Below are 21,583 nucleotides of genomic sequence, written 5' to 3'. Positions count from 1 at the left end.
GGCGCGGCCGCCGCGGGCACCATGGCGGGCGCGGCCGCGGTGCACGCGCCGAACGGGTTCTTCGCGATGGGCGGCGGCTACGAGTACCCGGCGTTCCTCGGCTTCGTCGCGGCGGGCCTCGCCGTGACCGGCGCGGGCCGCTACTCCCTCGACCACGCGCTCGGGCACGTCCTCGACCGGCACTGGATGGTGCCGGCGGCGCTGGCCGGCGCCGGTGCGGCGGCCCTCGCCGTGGTCGGCTCGCGCAACAGGCGGGTGGGCGACTCCGCCGAGGAGGAGTGACCCCGCGCCGCCCGCCCGGCCCGTACGCTCGTCCCCGTGACGGGCGACGGGGAAGCGACGAGCGGCGGCGACACGCGGCGCGGCCGCGCCACGACGGGCGACGACGACCGGCTCTGGGCCACGATCGACGCCCTGCGGACCTGGCTGGACGACAGCAACCGGCAGCCGCCGCGCGAGGCGCTGCTGCTGCGGATCCTGAAGATCTCGGAGGAGGCCGGCGAGGTCGCCGAGGCGGTGATCGGCGCGATCGGCCAGAACCCGCGCAAGGGCGTCAGCCACACCTGGCAGGACGTCGAGGCGGAGCTGTGCGACGTGGTCGTGACGGCCCTGGTCGCCCTCGGCACCCTCACGCCCGACCCCCGTGCGGCGCTCTCCGCCCACGTCGCGGCCCTGGCCGAACGGGCGGGCCGCACGGTCGACGGTCCGGGGGCGCGGCCGTGATCGTCTGGCTGAACGGGACGTTCGGGGCGGGCAAGACCACGACCGCCGGGGAACTGACGGCGCTGCTGCCCGGCGCCCGGATCTTCGACTCCGAGTACGTCGGGTTCATGCTGCGCCACGTGCTGGACGACGTGCCGCACGACGACTTCCAGGAGTGGACGCCCTGGCGGAGCCTGACCGTCGCGACCGCCCGGGACGTGCTCGCCTTCGTCGGCGGCACCCTCGTGATCCCGCAGACCGTGCTCGTCGAGCAGTACTGGGACGAGCTCGCCGCAGGTTTCGCCGCGGCCGGTGTTCCCGTGCGCCACTACGTGCTGCACACCGATCCGGCGACGCTGCGCGCGCGGATCCTCGGCGACACCGAGGAGATCCGGGCCTGGCGCCTGGACCACGTCGAGCCCTACGCCCGCGCCTTCGACGCCTGGCTGTCGGGCCGCGCGACGGTCGTGCCGACGACCGGCCGGCCCGCCGCGGAGGTCGCCCGGTGGATCGCCGGGGACCTGCTGCGGCCCGGGGAGACGCAGGCGGCGCGGGGTTAGGGTGCCGGGGGGACACCGCACGGACACAGGGCAGGGGGCAGCATGCACGGGGTCGTCACGGCCGTCGGCAGCAACGGCGCCTACTCGTTCACCAAGCCGCGCCGCGACAGCATCACGCTGCTCGCGGGGCTCGGTGTCGAGGGCGACGTGCACGCGGGAGTCACGGTCAAGCACCGCTCCCGGGTGGCCAGGGACCCCTCGCAGCCGAACCTGCGGCAGGTCCACCTGATGCACGAGGAGCTCTTCGACGAGGTGGCGGGCGAGGGCTTCGCCGTCCACCCCGGAGACCTCGGCGAGAACGTGACGACGCGCGGCGTCGACCTGCTCGCCCTGCCCGCGGGCACCCTGCTGCACCTCGGCGGGGACGGCGCCGTCGTCGAGGTCACCGGGCTGCGCAACCCGTGCCTCCAGATCGACGCGTTCCAGGACGGTCTGCTGCGGCAGGTCGTGGGCCGCGACCCGGACACCGGTGCCGTGGTCCGCAGGGCGGGGATCATGAGCGTGGTCCGCGAAGGCGGTGTCGTGCGCCCCGGCGACCCGGTCCGCGTCGAGCTGCCCGCCGCACCGCACCGGCCCCTGGCTCCGGTGTGAGCGGGCCGGCCGCCGCGACGGAGCGTCCGGTCGTCGTCCCGTACGACCCCACGTGGGCTGCGGACGGCCCCGCGTTGTGCGCCGCACTGCGGTCCGCGCTCGGCCCCGCCGCCCTGCACGTCGACCACATCGGCTCCACCGCGGTGCCCGGCATGGCCGCGAAGGACATCCTCGACGTGCAGGTGAGTGTCGGGGACCTGGACGCCGCGGCGGAGGCGTTCGGCGGGCCGCTGGCCGCGCTCGGCTTCACGCACCTTCCCGCGCTGCGGCGCGACCACGTGCCGGCCGGGCGGGACGGCGAGGACCCGGCGGACTGGGTCAAGCGCTACTGGAAGCGGCGCACGGCCGGGACCGCGCGGGTCAACCTCCATGTGCGCAGGGCGGGTTCGCCGAACGAGCGGCTGGCGCTGCTGTTCCGCGACTGGCTGCGCGCGACGCCGCAGGCGGTGCCCGCGTACGCGGGCTTCAAGCACGCACTGGCCGGTGTCGTCCCGGACACGGGCACGTACGCCGACGTGAAGGACCCCGTCGTGGACCTCGTCGTGGTCGTCGCGGAGCAGTGGGCGGCGGAGACGGGCTGGCGCCCGCACGCGTGAGAAGGCGGCCACCAGGTGAACGGCTACCATCGCCGCCATGACTGACAGGCGCCGCACCACCGAACCGCCCCGCCTGGGCGTGGCCATCGTCACCATGGGCAACCGCCCGGCGGACGTGGACGCCCTTCTCGAATCGGTCGCCAAGCAGGGCGTGGCGCCCACCCGCGTCGTCCTCGTCGGCAACGGCACGGTGCTGCCCGCCTACGACGACCGCCCGTTCGAGGTCACGACGGTCGAGCTGGACGACAACCTGGGCTGCCCCGGCGGCCGGAACGTGGCACTGGCCCGGCTGCGCGCGTTCGGCGACGTGGACGTGGCCGTCGAGCTGGACGACGACGGCCTCCTCGTCGACGCGGACGTCTTCGGCACCGTTCAGGAGCTGTACGCGTCCGACCCGCGGCTCGGCATCGTCGGCTTCCGGATCGCCGACGAGCACGGCGAGACGCAGCGCCGCCACGTGCCGCGGCTGCGCGCGAAGGACCCGATGCGGCGCGGTCTGGTGACCTCGTTCCTCGGCGGCGGGCACGCGTTCTCGATGGAGATGCTCGCCGAGACCGGCGACTGGCCCGCCGACTTCTTCTTCACGCACGAGGAGACGGACCTGGCGTGGCGGGCGCTCGACGCGGGCTGGAAGGTCCTGTACGAGCCGTCGCTGCTGCTCCAGCACCCCAAGACCTCCCCGGCCCGGCACGCGGTCTACTACCGGATGACGGCCCGCAACCGCGTCTGGCTGGCCCGCCGCCGCCTCCCGCTCGCCCTGGTCCCGGTCTACCTGGGGACCTGGACGCTGCTCACGCTGGCCCGCACCAGGTCGCTGGGCGGGCTGCGCGCGTGGGCGGGCGGCTTCCTGGAGGGCGTGCGCAGCCCGGCCGGTGAGCGGCGCCCGATGCGCTGGCGCACGGTGTGGCGCATGACGCGGCTGGGGCGCCCGCCGCTGATCTGACGGACGCCCCGGGCCGCGTGGGCTCAGCCCTGCTGAGGACGCCGCCTGCGCACGCCGTACACGGTGCCCGCGCCGGCCACGACGACCAGGGCGGCGGCCGCGGCGAGCGGACCCGCCGGGAGGTCGGTGCCGGTGGAGGCGAGTGCGGTGGTGCCGGTGCCGCCGGTGGTCGAGCCGGTGCCGCCGGTCGTGGACCCGCCGCCCGACGTGCCGCCGGACGTGCCGCCGTCGCCCCCTGCGGAGGTGCCGCCGGGCAGCTCGGCGTTCTCGTCGAGGGAGACCGCGACGGTGACCGGGTCGAGGGCGGCGCCCGCCTGGTAGAAGCCGCCGAAGGCCTTGGCCCCGTCGGCGGTGAGCGTGGCGGCGGCGCCGTCGAGCGTGACGACGTCGTCCTTCGCCACGAGGTCCCCTGCGCCGGCCTTCAGCGTGGCGACGGTCAGGTCGTCGTACGTGGAGACCTTGCCGCTCTCGCGGTCCTTGCTGGACACGTCGGCGACGAGCCGGCCGCTGCCGCCCTGGGCCGCGGTCACGTGCAGGTCGCTGAACTTCAGGTCCAGGGCGTAGGCGCCGTCCTCCTTGTGGCCGAGGAAGCGGACCGAGCCGGCGAACTTCGCGTCGAGGGACTTGGCGTCGGCGTCGTAGCTGCCGCTCGCGTCCCCGAAGCGGTAGACGGCGCCGTTCTGCGTGGCGCCGCCGCCCAGTTCGACCTTGCCGCCCGCGATCGGGCCGGTGATGTACGTACGGAAGGACTCCTTGACGCCCCAGTCCAGGGTGCCGTCGGCGAGGTCGCCGGAGACGGCCGCGGCGTCGGTCGCGGCGTCGGAGGGCTTCGTGGACGGCGTCGGCTCCGTGGACCCGGCGGGCTCGGTCGGCTTCCGGGTCGGTTCGGTGCTCGGCGTCGGCTCGGGCGAGCCGGAGGGGTCGGACGGATCGGTGGCCGAGGGCTCCGGCTCGGGCGAGCCGGCGGCCGGGGTGACGCTCAGGGTCGCCGGGTCGAGGGCGGTGCCTTCCGCGTACATGCCGTTGAAGGCCTCGGCGCCGTCGGCGGTGAGCGTCGCCGGGATGTCCTTGAAGGTCATGGCACCGCCCGCGCCCTGGCCGGGCTCGACCGCGGACAGGTCGAGCGTGGCGAACGCGATGTCGTCCTGCGTCGTGCCGTTCAGGGTGACGTCGGCGTCGATGTGCCCGGACGTCCCCTCGGTGACGACCTTGACGTCGCTGATCGAGATGTCGAACCCGTGCGCCTTCGAGGCGAAGCGGACGGCGCCGCGGAAGGCGGTGTCCGTGCCGTGGGTGGCGGTGTCGTAGCTGCCGGTGCCGTCGGAGAACGTGAACACGCCGTTGTCCGCGGCCTGTCGGGCCCCGTCGGTCGCCTCGATCGTGCCGAGGGCGATGCCGGTGACGTACGAGCGGAACGACTGCTTGATCCCCCAGTCGAGCGTCCCGTTCTCCAGCTCGATCACCGCGGGCTTCCCGGCGGCGGACGCGGGCAGGGCCAGCACGCCGGCCCCGGCGGCGACGACCACACCGGTGGCGGCGGCGAGGGCTATCGGGTGTCTGACGAGTGACATGGTGATTCTCCTGAGTCGATGAGAGATCCGATGAGAGGAACGGGGGAAGCGGGGCGGGAACCGTCCCCGTGCGGGCGGCGCGGGGCACCGGTCGAGCCGGGTGGGCTGCGGTGTCCGCTCAGCTGTCGGACGTGGCACCGGAGCGCCTCCGAGAGCGGACGACCAGGGCGGCCGCCCCGCCGGCGAGCACGACCGCGCCGGCCCCGAGCCCCCACCGGAGCCCGGCCGGACTCCCCCCGGATCCGGCGGAGCTGACGGGGGCGGCACCGGCCGCGACGGACGCGGAGGGCTTCGCCGAGGGGGTGGCGGACACGTCGCTGCCGAGGTCGGGCAGGGGCGGCAGCGTGACGTCGGCGGCGACCGCGACCGCCACCGAGACGGGGTCCATGGCGGCCCCGGCCCGGTACATCCCGCCGAAGGCCTCGGCCCCGTCGGCGGTGAGCCGCGCCGGTGCCTCGTCGATCCGGACGAGTCCGTCCCGCGCGGCGAGTGACCCCTTCGCGGTGAACGTCACGAGCGCGGTGTTCTTCGTGGTGCGCGCCCCGGCCCGGGTGACGTCGGCCCGCAGTGTGCCGGTGCCGTCGGCGACGGTGACGGTGGGGTGCGCGAGGGTCAGGTCGAGCCCGTGTTTCCCGGTGAACCGGACCGAGCCGGTGAACCGGGCGTCCAGCGTGCCCTTCGCGCGGTCGTAGGCGCCCGTGCCGGCGGGGAAGCGGAACAGCGCGCCGCCGTCCCGGGCCCCGTCGGAGAGCTTCCACGTGCCGCGGGCGATGTCGCCGGTGACGTACTCCCGGAACGTGCGCCGCACGCCCCAGTCGACGGCCCCGTCCCGGATCGTTCCGTCGCCCTTGCCCTTGTCCGCGTCCTTCTCCGGCTTCCCCGGCTTCTTCGACCCGGTCGTGCCGGGGGTGCCGGTCGCCGCCCGCTTCGGGGCGACGTCCGCGGAGAGGCTGACGGGGTCGAGCGCGGTGCCGGCCGTGTAGTACCCGGCGAAGGACTTCGCGCCCTGGGCGGTGAGGGTCGCGGGGAGGTTGTTCAGGGTGACCGCGTCGCCGTCGCCCTTCATGTCGATGCCGCCGACGGCCAGCGTGGCGAAGGGCACCTGACGGGACGACGTGACCGTCCCGGTGCCCTTCGCCCGGCTGACGACATCGACGTACAGCGTGCCGGTGCCGCCCGCGACGCGGACGGTGGGGCGGCTGACCGTCATGTCGAGCTCGTACGTCCCGTCGGACTTCCGGTGCCCGACGAAGTGGACGCCGCCGGAGAACGACGCGGTGAAGGCGCCGCTCGCCCCGTCGTACGTCCCGGTGGCCGAGTGGAAGCGGAACCCGCCGGTGCCGACGGTCGCCGCGCCCCCGGTCAGGGTGTAACTCCCCTGGGCTATGGGCCCGGTGATGTAGCTCTGGAACGAGGATTTCAGGCCCCAGTCGAGCCGGCCGCCCTGCACGGTGCGTGCGGCGGCTTGCGCGCCCGCGACGGGGAGCAGGGCGCCGAGCAGCGTCGTGAACAGGGCGAGGGCGAGGACGCGTAGGGGCGTACGTGCTCGTGCGCGTCGGGGCATGGCGGTTCCTCCGGTGTCCGTCACCAGACCCTGGCGACTTAGGTAAGGCTAACCTAAACTATGCTCGCTTCTGCCAACAGCCCCTTCCACCACGACAGGACGGTGTCCGCGTGCCGACGCCAGCCGCCCCCGCGCGCTCCCCCCGACGAACGGGCCTGCCACGCCCGGCACTTGACCGCGCGCGCCGGCTCCGGGCACTGGCCCTGGCCCTGCTCCTCGCGCTCGTCGCCACCGCCTGCGGGAGCGGCGGCACCGCACAGGACGGCGCGCGGAAGACCTCGGCGAAGGCCGCGGCCACCGCCGACCGGGTCGACCCGCTCACCCCGGCACCCACCCCGCACCTGCCCGCGACCGTCGCGTCGGCCGACGGGCACGAGGTGACCGTCCGCAAGGCCGACCGGATCGTGCCGCTCTCCGGCAGCCTGAGCGAGATCGTGTTCACGCTCGGCCTCGGGAAGCGGGTCGTGGCCCGCGACATCACGGCCACGTTCGCGCAGGCCGCGAAGCTCCCCGTCGTCACCCGCAACCACGACGTGTCCGCCGAGAGCGTGCTGTCCCTCCACCCCGACCTGGTGCTCGCCGAGAGCACCTCGGGCCCGGCCGAGGCGATGAAGCAGCTGCGCGACGCCGGGATCCCCGTCGTCGTGATCGCTCCCGCCACCGGCCTCGACGACGTCGCCACCCGCATCGGCGCCGTGGCGCGCACCCTCGGGGTCCCGGCCGCCGGACGGACGTTGGCCGAACGCTCCGAGCAGCGGATCGACGCCGTACGGGACGACGTGCCGGACCATCGGGACCGGCCCCGGGTCGCCTTCCTCTATGTACGCGGGTCGGCCTCCGTCTACCTGCTCGGCGGCGCGCGGTCCGGTGCCACGTCGCTGATCGAGGCGGCGGGCGGCGTCGACGCGGGCGCCGCGTCGGGCCTGAAGAAGGACTTCACCGCCATCACCACCGAGGCCCTCGCCAAGGCCGCGCCCGACGCGATCCTCGTCATGACGAAGGGCCTCGCCTCGGTCGGCGGCGTCGACGGCCTCGTGAAGATCCCCGGCGTCGCACAGACCCCGGCCGGGGTCGACCGCCGCGTCGTCTCCGTCGAGGACGGCGTCCTGCTCAACTACGGGCCGCGCACGGACCAGGTGCTCCGCTCGGTCGTCAGCCAGCTGTACGCGAAGGGCGGTGCCTGACGTGACGGCGACGGCCACTCCCCCGCGGCGGACCGCGCCGCCCGGTCCCGCACCCGGCACGCGCCGCCCCCGCAGCCGCACCTGGCTGCTGACCGTGTTCCTGACCGCGGCCCTGCTCCTGCTGGCGCTGCTGTCCGCGGGGCTCGGCGCCTACGACCTCGCGCCCGGGGACATCCTCGCCTCCGTCCAGCACCGGACCGGTCTCGGCGGCCACGCCCTGGACCGGGTCGGCGAGTCCGTCCTGTGGAACGTACGGCTGCCGCGCGTCGCCCTCGCGCTCCTCGTCGGCGCCTCGCTGGGCTGCGCGGGCGCCCTCATGCAGGGCGTGTTCGGCAACCCGCTCGCCGAACCGGGCGTCATCGGCGTCTCCTCGGGCGCGGCCGTCGGCGCCGTCGCCTGCATCGCGCTCGGCCTGAACTTCCTCGGCACGTGGACGATCACGGTCTTCGCGTTCGCCGCGGGCCTCGCCACCGTCCTCGTCGTCTACGTCATGTCACGGGCGGGCGGCCGCACCGAGGTCATCACCCTCATCCTCACCGGCATCGCCGTGAACGCCTTCGCGGGCGCCCTCATCGGCCTGTTCCTCACCTACGCGGACGCCGCCGCCGTCAACCAGATCACCTTCTGGCAGCTCGGCTCGCTCGCCCAGGCCACCTGGCCCAAGGTCCTCGCCGTCCTGCCCTGCGCGGCCGCCGGCCTGCTGCTCGCCCCGTTCTTCTCCCGCCGGCTCGACCTGCTCGCCCTCGGCGAACGCCCCGCCCGCCACCTGGGCGTGGACGTCGAGAAGCTCCGCGTCACGCTCATCCTCGTCATCGCCCTGCTCACCGCGGCCGCCGTCGCGGTCTCCGGCGTCATCGGCTTCGTCGGCCTGGTCGTCCCGCACCTGCTGCGGATGCTCGCCGGGCCCGGCCACCGCTTCCTCGTCCCCGGCAGCGCGCTCGGCGGCGCCGTCGTCCTGGTCGGCGCCGACCTCGCCGCCCGCACCCTCGCCGCCCCCGCCGAACTCCCCATCGGCGTCCTCACCGCCCTCACCGGCAGCCCGTTCTTCTTCTGGCTGCTGCGCCGCACCCGCCGCAAGCAAGGAGGCTGGGCATGACCCGCGCGCTCCCCGCCCTGCTCCGCCGCCCGCACCGCCGGACACCGCCCGCCCGCAGCGCCCCGGGCGAGACCGTCGCCGAGGCCCGCGGCCTGTGCCTCGAACGCGGCGGGCGCCCGGTCCTGTCCGGCGTCGACCTCACGGTCCGGGCCGGCGAGGTGCTGGTCCTGGTGGGCCCCAACGGGGCGGGAAAGTCCACCCTGTTGTCGGCCCTCGCGGGGGACGAGGCCCCGGCCTCCGGCACCGTGCTGATCGCGGGCCGCCCGGCGGCGTCCTGGCCGCCGGCCGAACTGGCCCTGCACCGGGCCCTGCTGCCGCAGTCCGCGACGCTCGCGTTCCCGTTCCCCGCGGGCGAGGTCGTCCGGATGGGCCGGGCCCCGTGGGCGGGCACCCCGGCCGAGGCCCGGGACGAGGAGGAGGTCGCGAACGCCCTCGCCGCGACGGACACCACCCCCTTCGCGGACCGCCCCTTCTCCGCCCTGTCCGGCGGCGAACAGGCCCGCGTCGCCCTGGCCCGCGTCCTGGCCCAGTCCGCCCAGCTCCTCCTCCTCGACGAACCCACCGCCGCGCTCGACCTGCGCCACCAGGAACTCGTCCTGCGCGTCTGCCGCGAGCGCGCCGCGGCGGGCGACGCGGTCGTCGCCGTCCTCCACGACCTGGGCCTGGCCGCGGCCCACGCGGACCGCGCCGCGATCCTCCACGACGGCCGCCTCACGGCGACGGGCCCACCCGCCGAGGTCTTCACCGCGGACCTCCTGACGAAGGTCTACCAGCACCCCGTCGAGGTCTTCCCGCATCCGGGGACGGGGGCGCCGATGGTGGTGCCGGTGCGCCGCTGAGCCTGCCCGGGATCCACCGCCGCCCGCTCGCACGACCGCCGGGCGGCACGCCCGACAACCGCCGACAACCGCTCCCCGCAGGCGAGTTGGGCCCCGCACTCCGGGACGGGGACGCCGCGAAAAGGCTCCGGGCGCGACGTCCCGGATGGAAGAATCCGCCGGGACCGCAGCGACGCGCCAAGGAGGCCAGCCCATGCCGGCAGACGCCCTCGACGGACCGGTTCCGGAGGCGGACGACCGTGGACACCGCGTCCTCGGCCTCCTGGACCGGGCGATCGGCGCGCAGAGCCCCCTCGTGCGCAAGAACATCGCCCGGGCCCGGCAGCGGAACCCGGAGGCGACCCCCGCCCAGGTCGTGCGCACGCTGGAGCGGATGTACGTCGGCACCCTGACCGGTACGGGCGCCGCCGTGGGAGGGACCGCGGCCGCACCCGGCGTCGGGACCGGTGTCGCCCTGGCCCTGTCGGCCGGCGAGACGCTGTCGTCCCTCGAACTGACCGCCCTGTTCGCCCTGTCGGTCGCCGAGATCCACGGGGTCCCGCTGGACGAACTCGAGCGCCGCCGGACGCTCGTGATGGGGATCATGCTCGGCGGGAGCGGCTCCACCACGATCACGAAGGTCGCCGAACGCACGGGACAGCACTGGGGACGCCAGGTCGTCGCCAAGGTGCCGGTCGAGACGCTGCGTCAGATCAACAAGGTCCTCGGGCGGAACTTCATCACGAAGTACGGGACGAAGCAGGGCATCGTCGTGCTCGGCCGGGTGGCACCGTTCGGGATCGGCGCGGTGATCGGCGGCGGCGCCAACGCGGCCCTCGCCGCCCTGGCCGTCAGGGCGGGCCGCCGCGCGTTCGGCCCCGCCCCCGCGGCCTGGGACGACTGAACCGGCCCCCGCCGCCCACGGACCTGCCCACAGCATCAGACCCCCGCCCCGTGCAGCCGGCTTCCGGCCGCCTGGCCGAGTCACCACGGAGCCTCCATGGAAGTCGTCGCCACCAGCCTGATCGCGGTCCTCGGCACCTTGCTCGGATCACTGCTGACCCACCTCTTCCAGCGCCGCACCGCCCTGCACACCGAGCGCTTCACGCGTGGCGAGCGCCTGCGGCAGGAACGGGTCGAGGCGTACGGCACGTTCGCGGGCGCGCTGGCCAACTACCGCCGGGGACAGATGGACTACTGGTTCGCCCGCGAGCGGGGCCGCCTCGCCGAGGGCGAGACGCTCCACGAGGTGCGCCGCGAGGCCCAGCGCCTGCGGGCGACGGCCCTGGAGGCCATGTTCCGCGCGGAGATGCTGACCCCGTCCCCGGCCCTGGACGCGGCGGGCCGCGACGCCCTGCGCGCGGTCGACCGCATCTCCTCGGCGTCCGACCAGGACGAGCTGCAACCGGCACGCGAGGACTCCCGCACCGCGATCTACCACCTCGCGGCAGCGTCCCGCCGCCACATCCCGGGCCTGACCGACCCCGGAAACACCTGAGGAAGCCTGCCGCGGGCACGCCGGCGGCGGGCACGGAAAACGGAAAGGGGCAGACGAGTCGGGCTGTACGCCGGGTTCTGTACCCCGGGACCTCGCGGTCGTCGGGGTGACGGCCATCCATCTAGGGCCGGCGTTGCCACCGGCCTCGTGCGGTCTACCCGCGGACATCGGGCGGGCAGCCCTCGGTCGTCCGCGCAGAGTCGCCTCCGAAGAGGCGGCTCCTCTTGACCTTGCTCCAGGTGGGGTTTACCTAGCCGCCTGAGTCACCTCAGGCGCTGGTGGTCTCTTACACCACCGTTTCACCCTTACCGGGGGCCGAAGCCTCCGGCGGTCTGTTTTCTGTGGCACTGTCCCGCGGGTCACCCCGGGTGGCCGTTAGCCACCACCTTGCCCTGTGGAGCCCGGACGTTCCTCGGGAGGTTCCTGGTGGAACCCCACGCGGCCGTCCGCCCGGCTCGTCTGCCGTGCGCGCCATCCTACCCGCAGCGGGACCCGGCTACGGCAGGAGCGACTCCGTGCCGGTGCGCCAGGCGGCGCTCAGATCGGCGCCGTCCGGAAAGCGGCCGTGGATCTCCAGGACGACCATGCCGTGGGTGAACGCCCAGGCCGCCCGGGCCCGGTCCGCGTCGCCGCCGCAGGCCCGCACCAGGGGCGCCGCCGCGCGGTCCTCCAGGCCTTCGGGCAGGGCGTGGCGGGGCAGCGGGCGCTCGGTGGCGAGGCGGTAGAGGTGCGGGTGGGCGAGGGCCCAGCCGCGGTAGGCGCCGGCGAGGGCGGGCAGGGAGCCGGGGGCCGTGCGCTCGGCCTCCTCGCAGGCCTCGGCCGACTCGGTGAGCATCTGCGCGACGAGTTCGGCCTCGACCGCCTGCTTGTCGGGGAAGTGCTTGTAGAGGGACGGGGCCTTGATGCCGAGCCGGTCGGCGAGGGCCCGCATCGTGAGGGCCTCGGGGCCGGACTCCTCGAGGAGCGCGCGGGCCTGCGCCGCGATCTCGGTGGCGCGGGGGGTCAGCCGCCGCTCCCTGGTCGTCTCAGGCACGCTGGAAGCCCTCCTTGGTCCGCAGTCCGAGGCCGAGGGCGCGATCGTACGAGATGTGGGCGAGCCAGGCGCACAGGCCCGCGAAGAGCGGCGCCCACTGCATCGGCGGCAGCACGACGTACGCGACGATCAGCGCCAGCGGGATCAGGGCGCGGTGCGCCGTGTTGTAGTACGGCACGGCCCGGGGCTGGAGCCGGCCCTTCTCCAGGTCCATCCCGAGCGCTTCGCGGATCCCCACGAGGAACGTCAGGTCGGGGGCGATGAGGAAGGCGAGCGCGAACAGCCCCGCGGCCCAGCCGTGCTGGACCCCCTCGATCACCGCGAAGGCGGACCAGAAGAACGCGTTCAGGAGCCAGGCGATCCGGCGCACCGCGGCGAGCGGTGCGAGGGCGCGGGAGCCGGGGGCGGCGGGCGCGGAGACGGTGGCCGGTGCGGGTGCGGTCGTGCTCATGGGGACCTCCCGGTGGGTGGGGCGGTGCGACGTCACCGCCGTCACGCTCGCGGCTAACGACGTTAGCCGGGCATGAGGACGACAGTACGGCTAACACCATTAGCCGTCAAGGCCCCTTCGCTCCCGCCCCCTTCCGCGGGGCCACGGCCACCCCGCCGCTTGACCCTCACGCGACGTCAACGTTTCTACTGGAGGCATGCGGATCGGAGAGCTGGCCGCGATCGTCGGCGTCACCACGCGGGCCGTCCGGCACTACCACCACCTGGGACTGTTGCCGGAGCCCGAGCGGCTCGGCAACGGGTACCGCGCCTACGGGCTGCGGCACGCCGTCGAGCTGGCCCGCATCCGGCGGCTGACCGAGCTGGGGCTCGGGCTGACCGAGGTGCGGGACGTGCTCGCGGACGACGCGGGACGCGACCTCGTCGAGGTGCTGACCGAGCTGGACACCGACCTGGCCCGCCAGGAAGCGGCGATCCACGCGCGCCGGGAGCGGCTGCGTGCCCTCCTCACCGACGCCGAGGAGGGCACGCTGCGGGACGACAGTCTCGTTTCGGCCGAACTTGCCGCGTTTCTCCGCGGACTGGGCGAGGTCGGGATGGATTCGCCGATGGCGGTGAAGGATCGCGAGATGCTGACCCTGATCGACGCGACCGCGCCGCCCGAGGCCCACGCCGCGCTCATGACGGCCCTGACCACCGGCTTCGCCGCCCCCGGCGCGGCGGACGCGGCCCGCGAGGTCTACGCCCTGCTCGACGCGCTCGCCGACGCGGCGCCGGACGACCCGGCCGTCGAGGCGGCCGTCGAGGCGGCCGCCCGCGCACTGCTGGACTGGCTGCCGCCCGACCTGCCGGTGCCCGGCTCCGCCGAGCAGGACGCCCTGCTCACCACGTTCCTGGGGGACTTCTCCCCCGCGCAGGCGGCCGCCGTCCGCCGCGCCGTACAGCTGGCCGCCGAGGCGTCCACGGAGAGGGGTACCCCGTGACAAGGGCCGCGCTGCGCGAGGTGCTGCCGGAGCGGGCGCGGCGGCTGGTGGGGCACGAGCTGCGGATCCTCGCGAGCTTCGCGCTGTGGGTGACCCGGCGCCGGCACGGGGTTCCCGCGGGCGCCCGCGCGTTCGCGTACGCGCGGGGGCAGGCCGTGATGATGTACGCGTTCGCGTTCGTCTGCGTCGTCGAGACGTTCGGGATGTGGGCGCTGCTGCGCGACTACCCGACGCTGCACCGCGTGACGATGGTGCTGGACGTGTACACCGTGGTGATGGTGCTCGGACTGCACGCGGCCTCGGTGACCCGGCCGCACGTCGTGACGGCACAGGCGCTGCACGTGCGCCGCGGCGCACACGTGGACCTGCGGATACCCGTGGAGCGGATCGCGTCGGTACGGCGGGAGAACCGTTTCACGCACACCCCGTGCGACGGGGAGCTGAACCTGGACGTCGGCGCGCAGACCAGCATCACGGTCGAACTCACCGAGCCCGTCCGGCACCTGACCCTGCTCGGCCGCGCCCGGGAGGTCGGGGTGGTGCGGCTGCACGCCGAGGACCCGGACCGTCTGGTGCGGGCCCTGGACGGGCTCAGGCAGGGGCGAACTCCACCTTCGCCCGGCCTGGATCAGCCTGCGTGAGACGGACCCGCAGCCGCTCCCCGAGGGGCAGCGGGGTGGTGCCGCCCGCGATCCGGGCGACGACGGCGGGTTCGGTCAACTGGACGGTGCCGACGGCCGGTTCGCGCTCCTTGACGTCCACGACGCACGCGTCGAACAGCTCCCCGATGCGGTGCTCGAGCAGCGCCGCCTCGACGAGGTCGACGCTCTCGCGCTCCACCGTGTTGCCGCGCCGGGTGCCCTCGGCCATCTCCTTGGGCAGGCCGGGCAGCGCCTCGGTGACCCAGCCGGGCGGGGCCTGCCCGGCGCTCGCCGCGAGGCACAGTTCGCAGGCGTAGCGGTCGGCGAGGCGCCGCAGCGGGGCCGTGACGTGCGCGTAGGGCGCGGCGACGGCGGCGTGGGTGCGCAGCTCGGGCAGCTCGCCGTCGCCGAACGCGGTGTACCCGGCGCCGCGCAGCAGGGTCGTGCACTCCTGGAGGAACGCGGCGTGGTGCGGGACGTGCGGGTCGAGGGAACGGATCAGGTCGGAGTAGGCGACGTGGTGCGGCCAGTCGATGTGCAGGGCCTTCGCGGTGCGGCGCAGCCGGCCGACGGCTCCGTCGGGGGCGGCGGGCAGTGTGCGCAGGATGCCGGTGCCGGCGGCGAGCATCAGGTCGGCGCCCGCCATGCCGGCCAGGAGCGAGATCTGCGCGTTCCAGGAGTCGGCGGGCAGCGGGGCGCGGTAGGCGAGCTCGTACGTGCCGTCGGCGGCGACGATCTCCTGCTCGGGCACGTCGAGGCTGATGCCGCCGCGCTCGACCTACAGGGCCTCGCGCAGCCGGCCGATGTCGGCGAGCAGGGCGACGGGCTCCTCGGCGCTGCCGTCGTCGACGGCCCGCTGCACGCCCGCGTAGTCGAGCTTGGCGCGGCTGCGCACGAGGGCGCGGACGACGTCGGTGGTCTCGGTGCGGCCGTCCGCGTCGAGATCGATGGTCCACAGGACGGCGGGGCGGACCTGGTCGGGCAGCAGACTGGCGGCGACCTCGCTGAGCACGGTGGGGTGCAGCGGCACGCGCGTGTCGGGGAAGTAGAGGGTGGTGACGCGGCGGTGGGCCTCGGCGTCGAGGGCGCCGCCGGGCCGGACGAACGCGGCGACGTCCGCGATCGCGTAGCGCACCCGGAATCCGCCGCCGGGCCGCCGCGACAGGTGCATGGCCTGGTCGAGGTCGGTCGAGGTGGGCGGGTCGATCGTGAAGAAGGGGACGGCGGTCTCGTCGCGGGTGGGCAGCCCGGACGGTTCGGCGGCGGCCTGCTCGGCCTCGGCGAGGACCTCGGCCGGGAACTCCCCGGGCACGTCCAGCGTCGTTCGCAGCTCGCGCAGCAGGGCACCGAGCGGCGCCTGCGCTGCGCCGGTCACACGGAGATGGCGGCGGGGCATGGGTCGAGCGTAGGACCGGGGCGCGGGGTTCGCCTCTTCGTGCGCCGGGGGGCCGCTCACGGCGGGTGGGGCACGCGCGCGGGTCCCACCCGGCCGGGGCCGTACGCTGGTCGGTCGTAGGACCGCCGCTGAACGACCGCTGTTCGAGGAGTGCCCCGTGCTTGTGCTGTTGCCGCCGTCGGAGGGTAAGGCCGCATCCGGACGCGGGGCGCCGCTGAAGCCCGAGGGGCTGAGTCTGCAGGGGCTCGCCACGGCGCGGGCCGCGGTGCTCGACGAGCTGGTCGAGCTGTGCGCCGCCGACGAGGAGAAGGCGCGCGAGGTGCTGGGCCTGAGCGAGGGCCTGCGCGGCGAGATCGCGAAGAACGTGGAGCTGCGCACCGCCGGCACCCGGCCCGCCGGGGAGATCTACACGGGCGTGCTCTACGACGCCCTGGACCTGGCCTCGCTGGACGCCGCGGCGAAGCGGCGGGCGGCGCGCTCGCTGCTGGTCTTCTCCGGGCTGTGGGGCGCGGTGCGGGTGACGGACCGGATTCCGTCGTACCGCTGCTCGATGGGCGTGAAGCTGCCCGGGCTCGGGGCGCTCGGCGCGCACTGGCGGGCGCCGATGGCCGAGGTGCTGCCGCAGGCCGCGGGCGAGGGCCTGGTGCTCGATCTGCGGTCGGCGGCGTACGCGAGCGCGTGGAAGCCGAAGGGCGACCTGGCGGAGCGCACGGCGACCGTGCGGGTGCTGCACGCGCCGACCCGCAAGGTCGTCAGCCACTTCAACAAGGCGACCAAGGGGCGGATCGTCCGCTCGCTCCTGACCTCCGGGTCCGCCCCGGCGGGGCCCGCCGACCTGGTGGACGCGCTGCGGGAGCTCGGCCATGCGGTCGAGGTGGAGCGGCCCGCGAAGCCCGGGCGGGCGTGGAGCCTGGACGTGCTGGTGGACGAGATCCACTGACACCGCGGACCACCGGATTGCAGCATGCGCAACGGGCTTTGCGCATGTTGCTCCGATCGCGGCAGGATGGGCGCATGACCTCCTCCGTGACCGCGTCGTCCGCGCCCTCGTCGTCCGTCCTCGACCTCGCCCCCGTCGTCCCCGTCGTCGTCGTGGAGGACGCCGCCGACGCGGTGCCGCTCGCGCGGGCGCTCGTCGCGGGCGGGCTGCCCGCGATCGAGGTGACGCTGCGCACGCCCGCCGCGCTGGACGCGATCCGGGCCGTCGCCGAGGCCGTGCCGGACGCGGTGGTCGGCGCGGGCACCGTGATCACACCGGCGAACGTGGCCGACTCGGTGGCCGCCGGGGCCCGTTTCCTCGTCAGCCCCGGCTGGACGGACACGCTGCTGAGCGCGATGCAGGGTGCGGGCGTGCCGTTCCTGCCCGGCGTCTCGACGACCTCCGAGGTGGTCGCGCTGCTGGAGCGCGGGGTCACGGAGATGAAGTTCTTCCCGGCCGAGGCGGCGGGCGGCACGGCCTATCTGAAGTCGCTGGCGGGACCGCTCCCGCAGGCCCGCTTCTGCCCGACCGGCGGCATCTCGCCCGCGTCGGCGCCCTCGTACCTGGCGCTGAAGAACGTCGGCTGCGTGGGCGGCAGCTGGATGCTGCCCGCGGACGCGGTCGCCGCGAAGGACTGGGGCCGCGTCGAGGCACTGGCCCGCGAGGCGAGCGCACTCGCCGGCTGAGGCCCGCCTACCGCAGGTGTGACGTGTCGTTCATGACGCGGACGGTCGCGTTGCCGTCCGCGTAGTACGCGATCGAGGACAGCGCCGCGGCCGACAGCTCGAACCGGTAGAGGGCCTGCGGCGGGGCGCCCAGCGCGAGGCGCAGCAGCGTCTTGACGGGCGTCACGTGCGAGACGACGAGCAGGGTGCGGCCCCGGTGCGCCGCCGTGAGGCGGTCGCGGGCCGCCGCGACGCGTGCGGTGACCGTCTCGAAGGACTCGCCCCCACCGGTGGGGGACGCGGACGGTGACGCCAGCCATGCGTCCAGGTCCGCCGGATACCGCTCCCCGGCCTCACGGAACGTCAGCCCCTCCCAGGCGCCGAAGTCCGTCTCGCGCAGGTCGTCGTCGACGGAGACCGGGAGGCCGAGGCGGGTGGCGGCGGCGTCGGCGGTGGCGCGGCAGCGCGCCAGGGGCGACGTGACGATCGCGTCGATCGCCGGGGTCCGCGCCTCCAGCGCCCGAGCGGCCCGGTCCGCCTGTTCGCGACCCCGCGCCGACAGCCCGGGGTCGGCGCCACGCCCCGACCCCGAGAACCGCTTCTCGGGCGTCAGCGCGGTCTCCCCGTGCCGCAGCAGCACGAACACGGTGGGCGCGGACAGGTCGGGCCCACCGTGTTCGTGCTGCTGCGGCTCCCTGCGGTCCGTCACCGGGTGCGGATCACAGCCCCGATTCGGACGTACGCACCAGGATCCGGCGGCAGTTCTCGCAGCGGACCACGGCGTCGGGCGCCGCGGCACGCACCTCGTTGAGCTCCGTGATGTTGAGCTCGAGACGGCAGCCCTCGCAGCGCCGCTGGAACAGCTTGGCCGCGCCGACGCCGCCCTCCTTCTCGCGGAGCTTGTCGTACAGCTTCAGCAGGTCGGCCGGGACGGAACCGGCGACGACCTCCCGCTCCTTGGCGACCGAGGCGGAGTCCGCGTCGAGCTGCCCGGAGGCCTCGTCACGGCGCGACGTGGCGTCGTCGATCTTCGCCTGGACGGAGGCGAGCCGCTCCCCCAGCTCGGCGACGCGCTCCTGCGCGGACTCGCGGCGCTCCATGACCTCGAGGACGACGTCCTCCAGGTCACCCTGGCGCCGGGCCAGCGAGGCGATCTCCTTCTGGAGGTTCTCCAGGTCCTTCGGCGAGGTCACGGCGCCGGAGTCGAGGCGCTGCTGGTCGCGGGCGGCACGCTGGCGGACCTGGTCGACGTCCTGCTCGGCCTTGGTCTGCTCGCGGGCGCAGTCGCTCTCCTCGGTCGTCGCGGCGACGTGCAGGTCCCGCAGCTGCGTGACGTCCTTGGTGAGCGTCTCGATCTCGGCGTGCTCGGGCAGCGACTTCTTCTTGTGCGCGAGCTGCTGCAGGCGCGTGTCCAGGTCCTGGACGTCGAGAAGGCGGATCTGGTCGGCGGGCGCGGCGTTCAGTTGGGGGCTCCAAAGGTAGAAAGAGGTGCGGGGTCGGACGCCGCGTGGGCGGTCCAGGGGTCGGTGACCGTCGCCGAGACGTGGACCCGCAGGCCCCATCCGTGACGGTCGGAGATCTCGTCGAGCTGGGCGGCGGCCAGCTCGCACCAGGGCCACTCGGTGGCCCAGTGCGCCGCGTCGAGCAGCGCGAGGGGCGTGGCGGTGTCGGCCCCGGCCTCCCGGGCCTCGCTGGCCGGGTGGTGGCGCAGGTCCGCGGTGAGGAAGGCGTCGACACCGGCCGCGCGGACGTCGGCGAAGAGGCTGTCGCCGGAGCCGCCGGAGACGGCGAGGGTGCGGACGGTGGCGTCGAGGTCACCGGCGACGCGGATGCCCTGGGCGGTGGCCGGGAGCCGCTCGGCGGCGCGGCCGGCGAGCTCGCGCAGGGTCACCGGGCGCTCCAGCTCGCAGACCCGGCCGAGGCCGCGGCGGCCGGCCGGGTCGGTGGGGTCCGGGACGAGGGGCCGTACGACGCGGACGTCGAGGGCGCCCGCGAGCGCGTCGGAGACGCCGGGGTCGGCCCGGTCGGCGTTGGTGTGGGCGACGTGCAGCCCGATCCCGTTGCGGATCAGGGTGTGCACGACGCGGCCCTTGAAGGTGTCGGCCGCGACCGTCGTCGTGCCGCGCAGGTAGAGCGGGTGGTGGGTGACCAGGAGGTCCGCACTCAGCTCGACCGCCTCGTCGACGATCTCCTGGACGGGGTCGACGGCGAACAGCACGCGGCCGACCTCGGCGTCCGGGTCACCGGCGACCGTGCCGACCGCGTCCCATCCCTCGGCGAGGGCCGGGGGCCAGAGGGCGTCGAGCGCGGCGGTGACTTCAGACAGACGGGGCACGCAGACAGGTTACCTGCGCCGCGTGCCCCTGCTCCAAGCCCGGGCGGATCCCTACTTCACCAGGTCGGCGCGGAGGTCGCCGAGCACCTCGTGGGCGGCGGTGACGCCGAGGCCGAGGTACCACGTCTCGTCCGGGACGTCCTTGGCGTGCCCGGCCTTGACGGCTCCGAGGTTCTTCCAGAGCGGGTTGTTCTCGGCGCTCGCGCGCTGGGTCTTGTCGGCGTCGCCGTAGACGCCGGTGAAGATCCAGTCGGCGTCGGCGGAGTCGATCTTCTCGGTGCTGATCTCGGTCGCGAGGTCGTCGATCCGCTGGTTCGCGGGCCGCGGGATGCCGGCGTCGTCGAGGATCGTGCCGATGAAGGAGGCCTTGGCGTAGAGGCGGATGCGGTCCGGCATGTAGCGGAGCATCGTCACGGTGGGGGCCTTGCCGCCGTGGGACTTCTTCACGTCGGCGCCGAGCTTCTCGACGTCCTTCCGGTACGCCGCGAGGTTCGCCTCGGCCTGCGCGGTCCGGTCCAGGGCGGCCGCGTTGAGGAGGTAGTTCTCCTTCCACGGGAAGCCCGGGCGGATGGAGAAGACGGTGGGGGCGATCTTGGAGAGCTGCGGGTAGAGCTTGGCGGCGCGCAGTTCGCTGCCGAGGATGAGGTCGGGCTTGAGGTGGGCGATCGCCTCGAGGTTGAGCGCGTTGGTCGTGCCGACGCTCTTGGGGTGGCCCGCCTCCTTCTTCAGGTAGGACGGGATCGCCTCGTCGCCCTCGGTGGGGGCGTAGCCGACGGGCTGGACGCCGAGGGAGGCGACGTTGTCGAGCTCGCCGACGTCGAGGACGACGACCCGGGTCGGCTTCTTCGGCAGCTCGGTCCGGCCCATCGCGTGCGTGACGGTGCGCGGGAACTGGCCGGGCTCGGCCGTCGTGCCCATCTTCGCGGTCTCCGTCGCGGCCTTCGAGAAGTCCTTGCCGCCGGTGGCGACGGCCTTGGAGCCCGCCCCGTTGTCGTTCTTGCCGCCCGAGCCGCCGTCGTCGCCGGAACCGCAGGCGGTGAGGGTCAGGGCGGCTGCCACGGTGACGGCGGCGGCCGCGATCCGGGTGCGGTGGTGGCGTATGGGCATCTCGGGTGACTCCAGCTGTCACGGGGGTGCCGGTGTGTACGTGCCGTACGTACGCGCTCTCAGCACGCCCACAGGTTTTGGTAAGGCAAACCTTACATGCGCCCCGCAGGGCTCCCACGGGGGCCTTTTCGCACCCCCGGGCACACCGGGAGCACACCGGACGCACCGCTCTCAGGAGATTCGGGGGTTCGCCACCCTTTGGGGTGAAGCGCCGGGCCGCACGTGCCACGGAGGTACGTACGAAAACTAGCTTCGGCTGCGGACAACCGGAGGGGACAGAAACCGGAGGTGACCGCATCATGACGGCCTTGGCCATCGAGCCCACGACCGAGATCCGGCCGGAGCCGCCGCACGCCGGATGCGTGATCACGGCCTGCGGGTCGTACGCGGCGCGGCTCGCGCACGGGCCGGGCGACGCGGCGGCGCCTTCCTGGTACCCGGAGCGCTGGACGCTGGACGGCCCCGAGCCGTACGCGGTGCCGCTGCCTGTGAACCAGCCGGAGGAACCGGGCACCTCGGTGCTGCCGCTCGCCGACGGCCGGGTCCTGATCCACCGGCGGACCGACGGCCGGCACCTCTTCTCACTCCTCTACCCGACCGGCCCCGGCACCGGGGAGCTGCCGCTCGGCGCGGTGGAGTGCGCGGAGCTGGCCCTGCTGCCGCCCGCACCGGACGGCGTCGGCGCGTACGCGCTCGCCCCCGGCGACACGGCGACCGGCGTGTGGCGGGTCGCGGGCGGGGAGTTCGGCCCCGAGCTCGTGGCGCAGGTGGCGGGGCGCTGTTCGGGCGGGGTGTGGCTGGACCGGGCCGGGCGGCTGCTCGCCCTGGACCGGGCGCCGGCCGGCGGGGACGGTCCGGTGAAGACCGTCGT

Annotated in this window: 22 protein-coding genes, 1 other RNA gene and 3 pseudogenes; 16 read left to right on the top strand and 10 right to left on the bottom strand. The window is 74.7% G+C overall.

Translation table 11 applies throughout. From position 1 onward, the window contains the following. From GTW43_RS15925 to GTW43_RS15900, 6 genes are all read left to right on the top strand, one after another. Positions 1-282, top strand: a 282-nt coding sequence (locus GTW43_RS15925; RefSeq protein ID WP_161302679.1) for a DoxX family protein, incomplete at its 5' end; no start/stop codon positions are given. A gap of 123 nt (positions 283-405) precedes the next feature. Then, the gene (locus GTW43_RS15920) at positions 406-723 is read left to right on the top strand and encodes a MazG-like family protein (protein ID WP_343246024.1); all 318 of its coding nucleotides are present in this window, start codon (positions 406-408) and stop codon (positions 721-723) included. Beyond that, complete coding sequence (locus GTW43_RS15915; protein WP_161302675.1) at positions 720-1,262, top strand: AAA family ATPase; 543 nt, start codon at positions 720-722, stop codon at positions 1,260-1,262. The genes GTW43_RS15920 and GTW43_RS15915 overlap by 4 nt, the downstream gene beginning before the upstream one ends. A 42-nt stretch (positions 1,263-1,304) precedes the next feature. After that, positions 1,305-1,853, top strand: a complete 549-nt coding sequence (locus GTW43_RS15910; RefSeq protein WP_161302673.1) for an MOSC domain-containing protein — start codon at positions 1,305-1,307, stop codon at positions 1,851-1,853. After that, positions 1,850-2,449, top strand: a complete 600-nt coding sequence (locus GTW43_RS15905; RefSeq protein WP_161302671.1) for a GrpB family protein — start codon at positions 1,850-1,852, stop codon at positions 2,447-2,449. Before GTW43_RS15910 ends, GTW43_RS15905 begins: the two co-directional genes overlap by 4 nt. A 37-nt stretch (positions 2,450-2,486) precedes the next feature. Next, positions 2,487-3,392, top strand: coding sequence for a glycosyltransferase (locus GTW43_RS15900; RefSeq protein ID WP_161302669.1), 906 nt, complete (start codon positions 2,487-2,489; stop codon positions 3,390-3,392). A 23-nt stretch (positions 3,393-3,415) separates the two neighbouring features. On the opposite strand, the gene GTW43_RS15895 is transcribed toward GTW43_RS15900, so the two are convergent. Further along, positions 3,416-4,963: an HtaA domain-containing protein gene (locus GTW43_RS15895; protein WP_161302667.1), complete on the bottom strand. Its 1,548-nt coding sequence runs from the start codon at positions 4,961-4,963 to the stop codon at positions 3,416-3,418. 118 nt (positions 4,964-5,081) lie between these two features. Next, on the bottom strand, positions 5,082-6,527 hold the full coding sequence (locus tag GTW43_RS15890) for an HtaA domain-containing protein (protein WP_161302665.1): 1,446 nt from the start codon (positions 6,525-6,527) through the stop codon (positions 5,082-5,084). 155 nt (positions 6,528-6,682) lie between these two features. On the opposite strand from GTW43_RS15890, the gene GTW43_RS15885 reads away from it, so the two are divergent. From GTW43_RS15885 to GTW43_RS15865, 5 genes are all read left to right on the top strand, one after another. Further along, a complete protein-coding gene (locus GTW43_RS15885; RefSeq protein ID WP_202501490.1) occupies positions 6,683-7,711 on the top strand; it encodes an ABC transporter substrate-binding protein in 1,029 nt (342 codons plus the stop codon). 1 nt (position 7,712) lies between these two features. Next, on the top strand, positions 7,713-8,807 hold the full coding sequence (locus tag GTW43_RS15880) for an iron ABC transporter permease (protein ID WP_161302686.1): 1,095 nt from the start codon (positions 7,713-7,715) through the stop codon (positions 8,805-8,807). Further along, the gene (locus GTW43_RS15875) at positions 8,804-9,646 is read left to right on the top strand and encodes a heme ABC transporter ATP-binding protein (RefSeq protein WP_161302661.1); all 843 of its coding nucleotides are present in this window, start codon (positions 8,804-8,806) and stop codon (positions 9,644-9,646) included. Before GTW43_RS15880 ends, GTW43_RS15875 begins: the two co-directional genes overlap by 4 nt. 193 nt (positions 9,647-9,839) lie before the next feature. Then, positions 9,840-10,529, top strand: coding sequence for a hypothetical protein (locus tag GTW43_RS15870; RefSeq protein WP_161302659.1), 690 nt, complete (start codon positions 9,840-9,842; stop codon positions 10,527-10,529). 96 nt (positions 10,530-10,625) lie between these two features. Further along, entirely contained in the window at positions 10,626-11,123 is a 498-nt protein-coding gene (locus tag GTW43_RS15865) for a hypothetical protein (protein WP_161302657.1), read from the top strand. A 50-nt stretch (positions 11,124-11,173) separates the two neighbouring features. Here GTW43_RS15865 and rnpB read toward each other — a convergent pair. From rnpB to GTW43_RS15850, 3 genes are all read right to left on the bottom strand, one after another. Next, positions 11,174-11,581: RNase P RNA component class A (gene rnpB / locus GTW43_RS15860), an RNA gene on the bottom strand. A 38-nt stretch (positions 11,582-11,619) separates the two neighbouring features. Further along, positions 11,620-12,129 (bottom strand): TetR/AcrR family transcriptional regulator, encoded by a 510-nt coding sequence (locus GTW43_RS15855; protein ID WP_161302682.1) that lies wholly within the window; start codon positions 12,127-12,129, stop codon positions 11,620-11,622. A gap of 19 nt (positions 12,130-12,148) precedes the next feature. After that, a complete protein-coding gene (locus tag GTW43_RS15850; protein WP_202501484.1) occupies positions 12,149-12,607 on the bottom strand; it encodes a DUF4260 family protein in 459 nt (152 codons plus the stop codon). Between the two features lie 196 nt (positions 12,608-12,803). Between GTW43_RS15850 and GTW43_RS15845 the strand changes: the two genes are divergently transcribed. Together GTW43_RS15845 and GTW43_RS15840 are read left to right on the top strand one after the other, a co-directional pair. Further along, a complete protein-coding gene (locus tag GTW43_RS15845) occupies positions 12,804-13,589 on the top strand; it encodes a MerR family transcriptional regulator (protein WP_161302655.1) in 786 nt (261 codons plus the stop codon). Beyond that, positions 13,586-14,230: a hypothetical protein gene (locus GTW43_RS15840; protein ID WP_343246023.1), complete on the top strand. Its 645-nt coding sequence runs from the start codon at positions 13,586-13,588 to the stop codon at positions 14,228-14,230. Before GTW43_RS15845 ends, GTW43_RS15840 begins: the two co-directional genes overlap by 4 nt. Here GTW43_RS15840 and GTW43_RS15835 read toward each other — a convergent pair. Beyond that, positions 14,181-15,626, bottom strand: a pseudogene (locus GTW43_RS15835) (RNB domain-containing ribonuclease). The gene GTW43_RS15840 and the pseudogene GTW43_RS15835 sit on opposite strands and share 50 nt — an antisense overlap. Before the next feature lie 157 nt (positions 15,627-15,783). Between GTW43_RS15835 and yaaA the strand changes: the two are divergent. Both yaaA and eda read left to right on the top strand, forming a co-directional pair. After that, complete coding sequence (yaaA, locus tag GTW43_RS15830) at positions 15,784-16,566, top strand: peroxide stress protein YaaA (protein ID WP_161302653.1); 783 nt, start codon at positions 15,784-15,786, stop codon at positions 16,564-16,566. 74 nt (positions 16,567-16,640) lie between these two features. Then, positions 16,641-17,291: a bifunctional 4-hydroxy-2-oxoglutarate aldolase/2-dehydro-3-deoxy-phosphogluconate aldolase gene (gene eda, locus GTW43_RS15825; RefSeq protein ID WP_161302651.1), complete on the top strand. Its 651-nt coding sequence runs from the start codon at positions 16,641-16,643 to the stop codon at positions 17,289-17,291. 7 nt (positions 17,292-17,298) lie between these two features. Here the strand turns inward: eda and GTW43_RS15820 are convergent. The 4 genes and pseudogenes from GTW43_RS15820 to GTW43_RS15805 all read right to left on the bottom strand — a co-directional run. Beyond that, positions 17,299-17,937 (bottom strand): annotated as a pseudogene (locus GTW43_RS15820) (histidine phosphatase family protein); the annotation flags it as partial. 52 nt (positions 17,938-17,989) lie between these two features. Further along, positions 17,990-18,733, bottom strand: a complete 744-nt coding sequence (locus tag GTW43_RS15815; RefSeq protein WP_202501486.1) for a C4-type zinc ribbon domain-containing protein — start codon at positions 18,731-18,733, stop codon at positions 17,990-17,992. Continuing rightward, positions 18,730-19,605 (bottom strand): Nif3-like dinuclear metal center hexameric protein, encoded by an 876-nt coding sequence (locus tag GTW43_RS15810; RefSeq protein ID WP_161302646.1) that lies wholly within the window; start codon positions 19,603-19,605, stop codon positions 18,730-18,732. Before GTW43_RS15810 ends, GTW43_RS15815 begins: the two co-directional genes overlap by 4 nt. 51 nt (positions 19,606-19,656) lie before the next feature. Beyond that, complete coding sequence (locus GTW43_RS15805) at positions 19,657-20,712, bottom strand: iron-siderophore ABC transporter substrate-binding protein (protein ID WP_161302644.1); 1,056 nt, start codon at positions 20,710-20,712, stop codon at positions 19,657-19,659. Between the two features lie 299 nt (positions 20,713-21,011). Between GTW43_RS15805 and GTW43_RS15800 the strand changes: the two are divergent. Beyond that, positions 21,012-21,583, top strand: a pseudogene (locus tag GTW43_RS15800) (hypothetical protein); the annotation flags it as partial.

The organism is Streptomyces sp. SID5785 (assembly GCF_009870065.1).
GTDB lineage: Bacteria > Actinomycetota > Actinomycetes > Streptomycetales > Streptomycetaceae > Streptomyces.
Note: the sequence above shows the minus strand (reverse complement) of the source record. Positions and strands in the feature narration are given on the sequence as shown.

Bases quoted from the DNA above. Each gene is read 5' to 3' on its own strand.
- GTW43_RS15875 (WP_161302661.1), top strand. From the start codon at position 8,804: ATGACCCGCGCGCTCCCCGCCCTGCTCCGCCGCCCGCACCGCCGGACA.
- GTW43_RS15850 (WP_202501484.1), bottom strand. From the start codon at position 12,607: ATGAGCACGACCGCACCCGCACCGGCCACCGTCTCCGCGCCCGCCGCC.
- GTW43_RS15845 (WP_161302655.1), top strand. From the start codon at position 12,804: ATGCGGATCGGAGAGCTGGCCGCGATCGTCGGCGTCACCACGCGGGCC.
- GTW43_RS15870 (WP_161302659.1), top strand. From the start codon at position 9,840: ATGCCGGCAGACGCCCTCGACGGACCGGTTCCGGAGGCGGACGACCGT.
- GTW43_RS15805 (WP_161302644.1), bottom strand. From the start codon at position 20,712: ATGCCCATACGCCACCACCGCACCCGGATCGCGGCCGCCGCCGTCACC.
- GTW43_RS15895 (WP_161302667.1), bottom strand. From the start codon at position 4,963: ATGTCACTCGTCAGACACCCGATAGCCCTCGCCGCCGCCACCGGTGTG.
- GTW43_RS15865 (WP_161302657.1), top strand. From the start codon at position 10,626: ATGGAAGTCGTCGCCACCAGCCTGATCGCGGTCCTCGGCACCTTGCTC.
- GTW43_RS15900 (WP_161302669.1), top strand. From the start codon at position 2,487: ATGACTGACAGGCGCCGCACCACCGAACCGCCCCGCCTGGGCGTGGCC.
- GTW43_RS15910 (WP_161302673.1), top strand. From the start codon at position 1,305: ATGCACGGGGTCGTCACGGCCGTCGGCAGCAACGGCGCCTACTCGTTC.
- eda (WP_161302651.1), top strand. From the start codon at position 16,641: ATGACCTCCTCCGTGACCGCGTCGTCCGCGCCCTCGTCGTCCGTCCTC.
- GTW43_RS15890 (WP_161302665.1), bottom strand. From the start codon at position 6,527: ATGCCCCGACGCGCACGAGCACGTACGCCCCTACGCGTCCTCGCCCTC.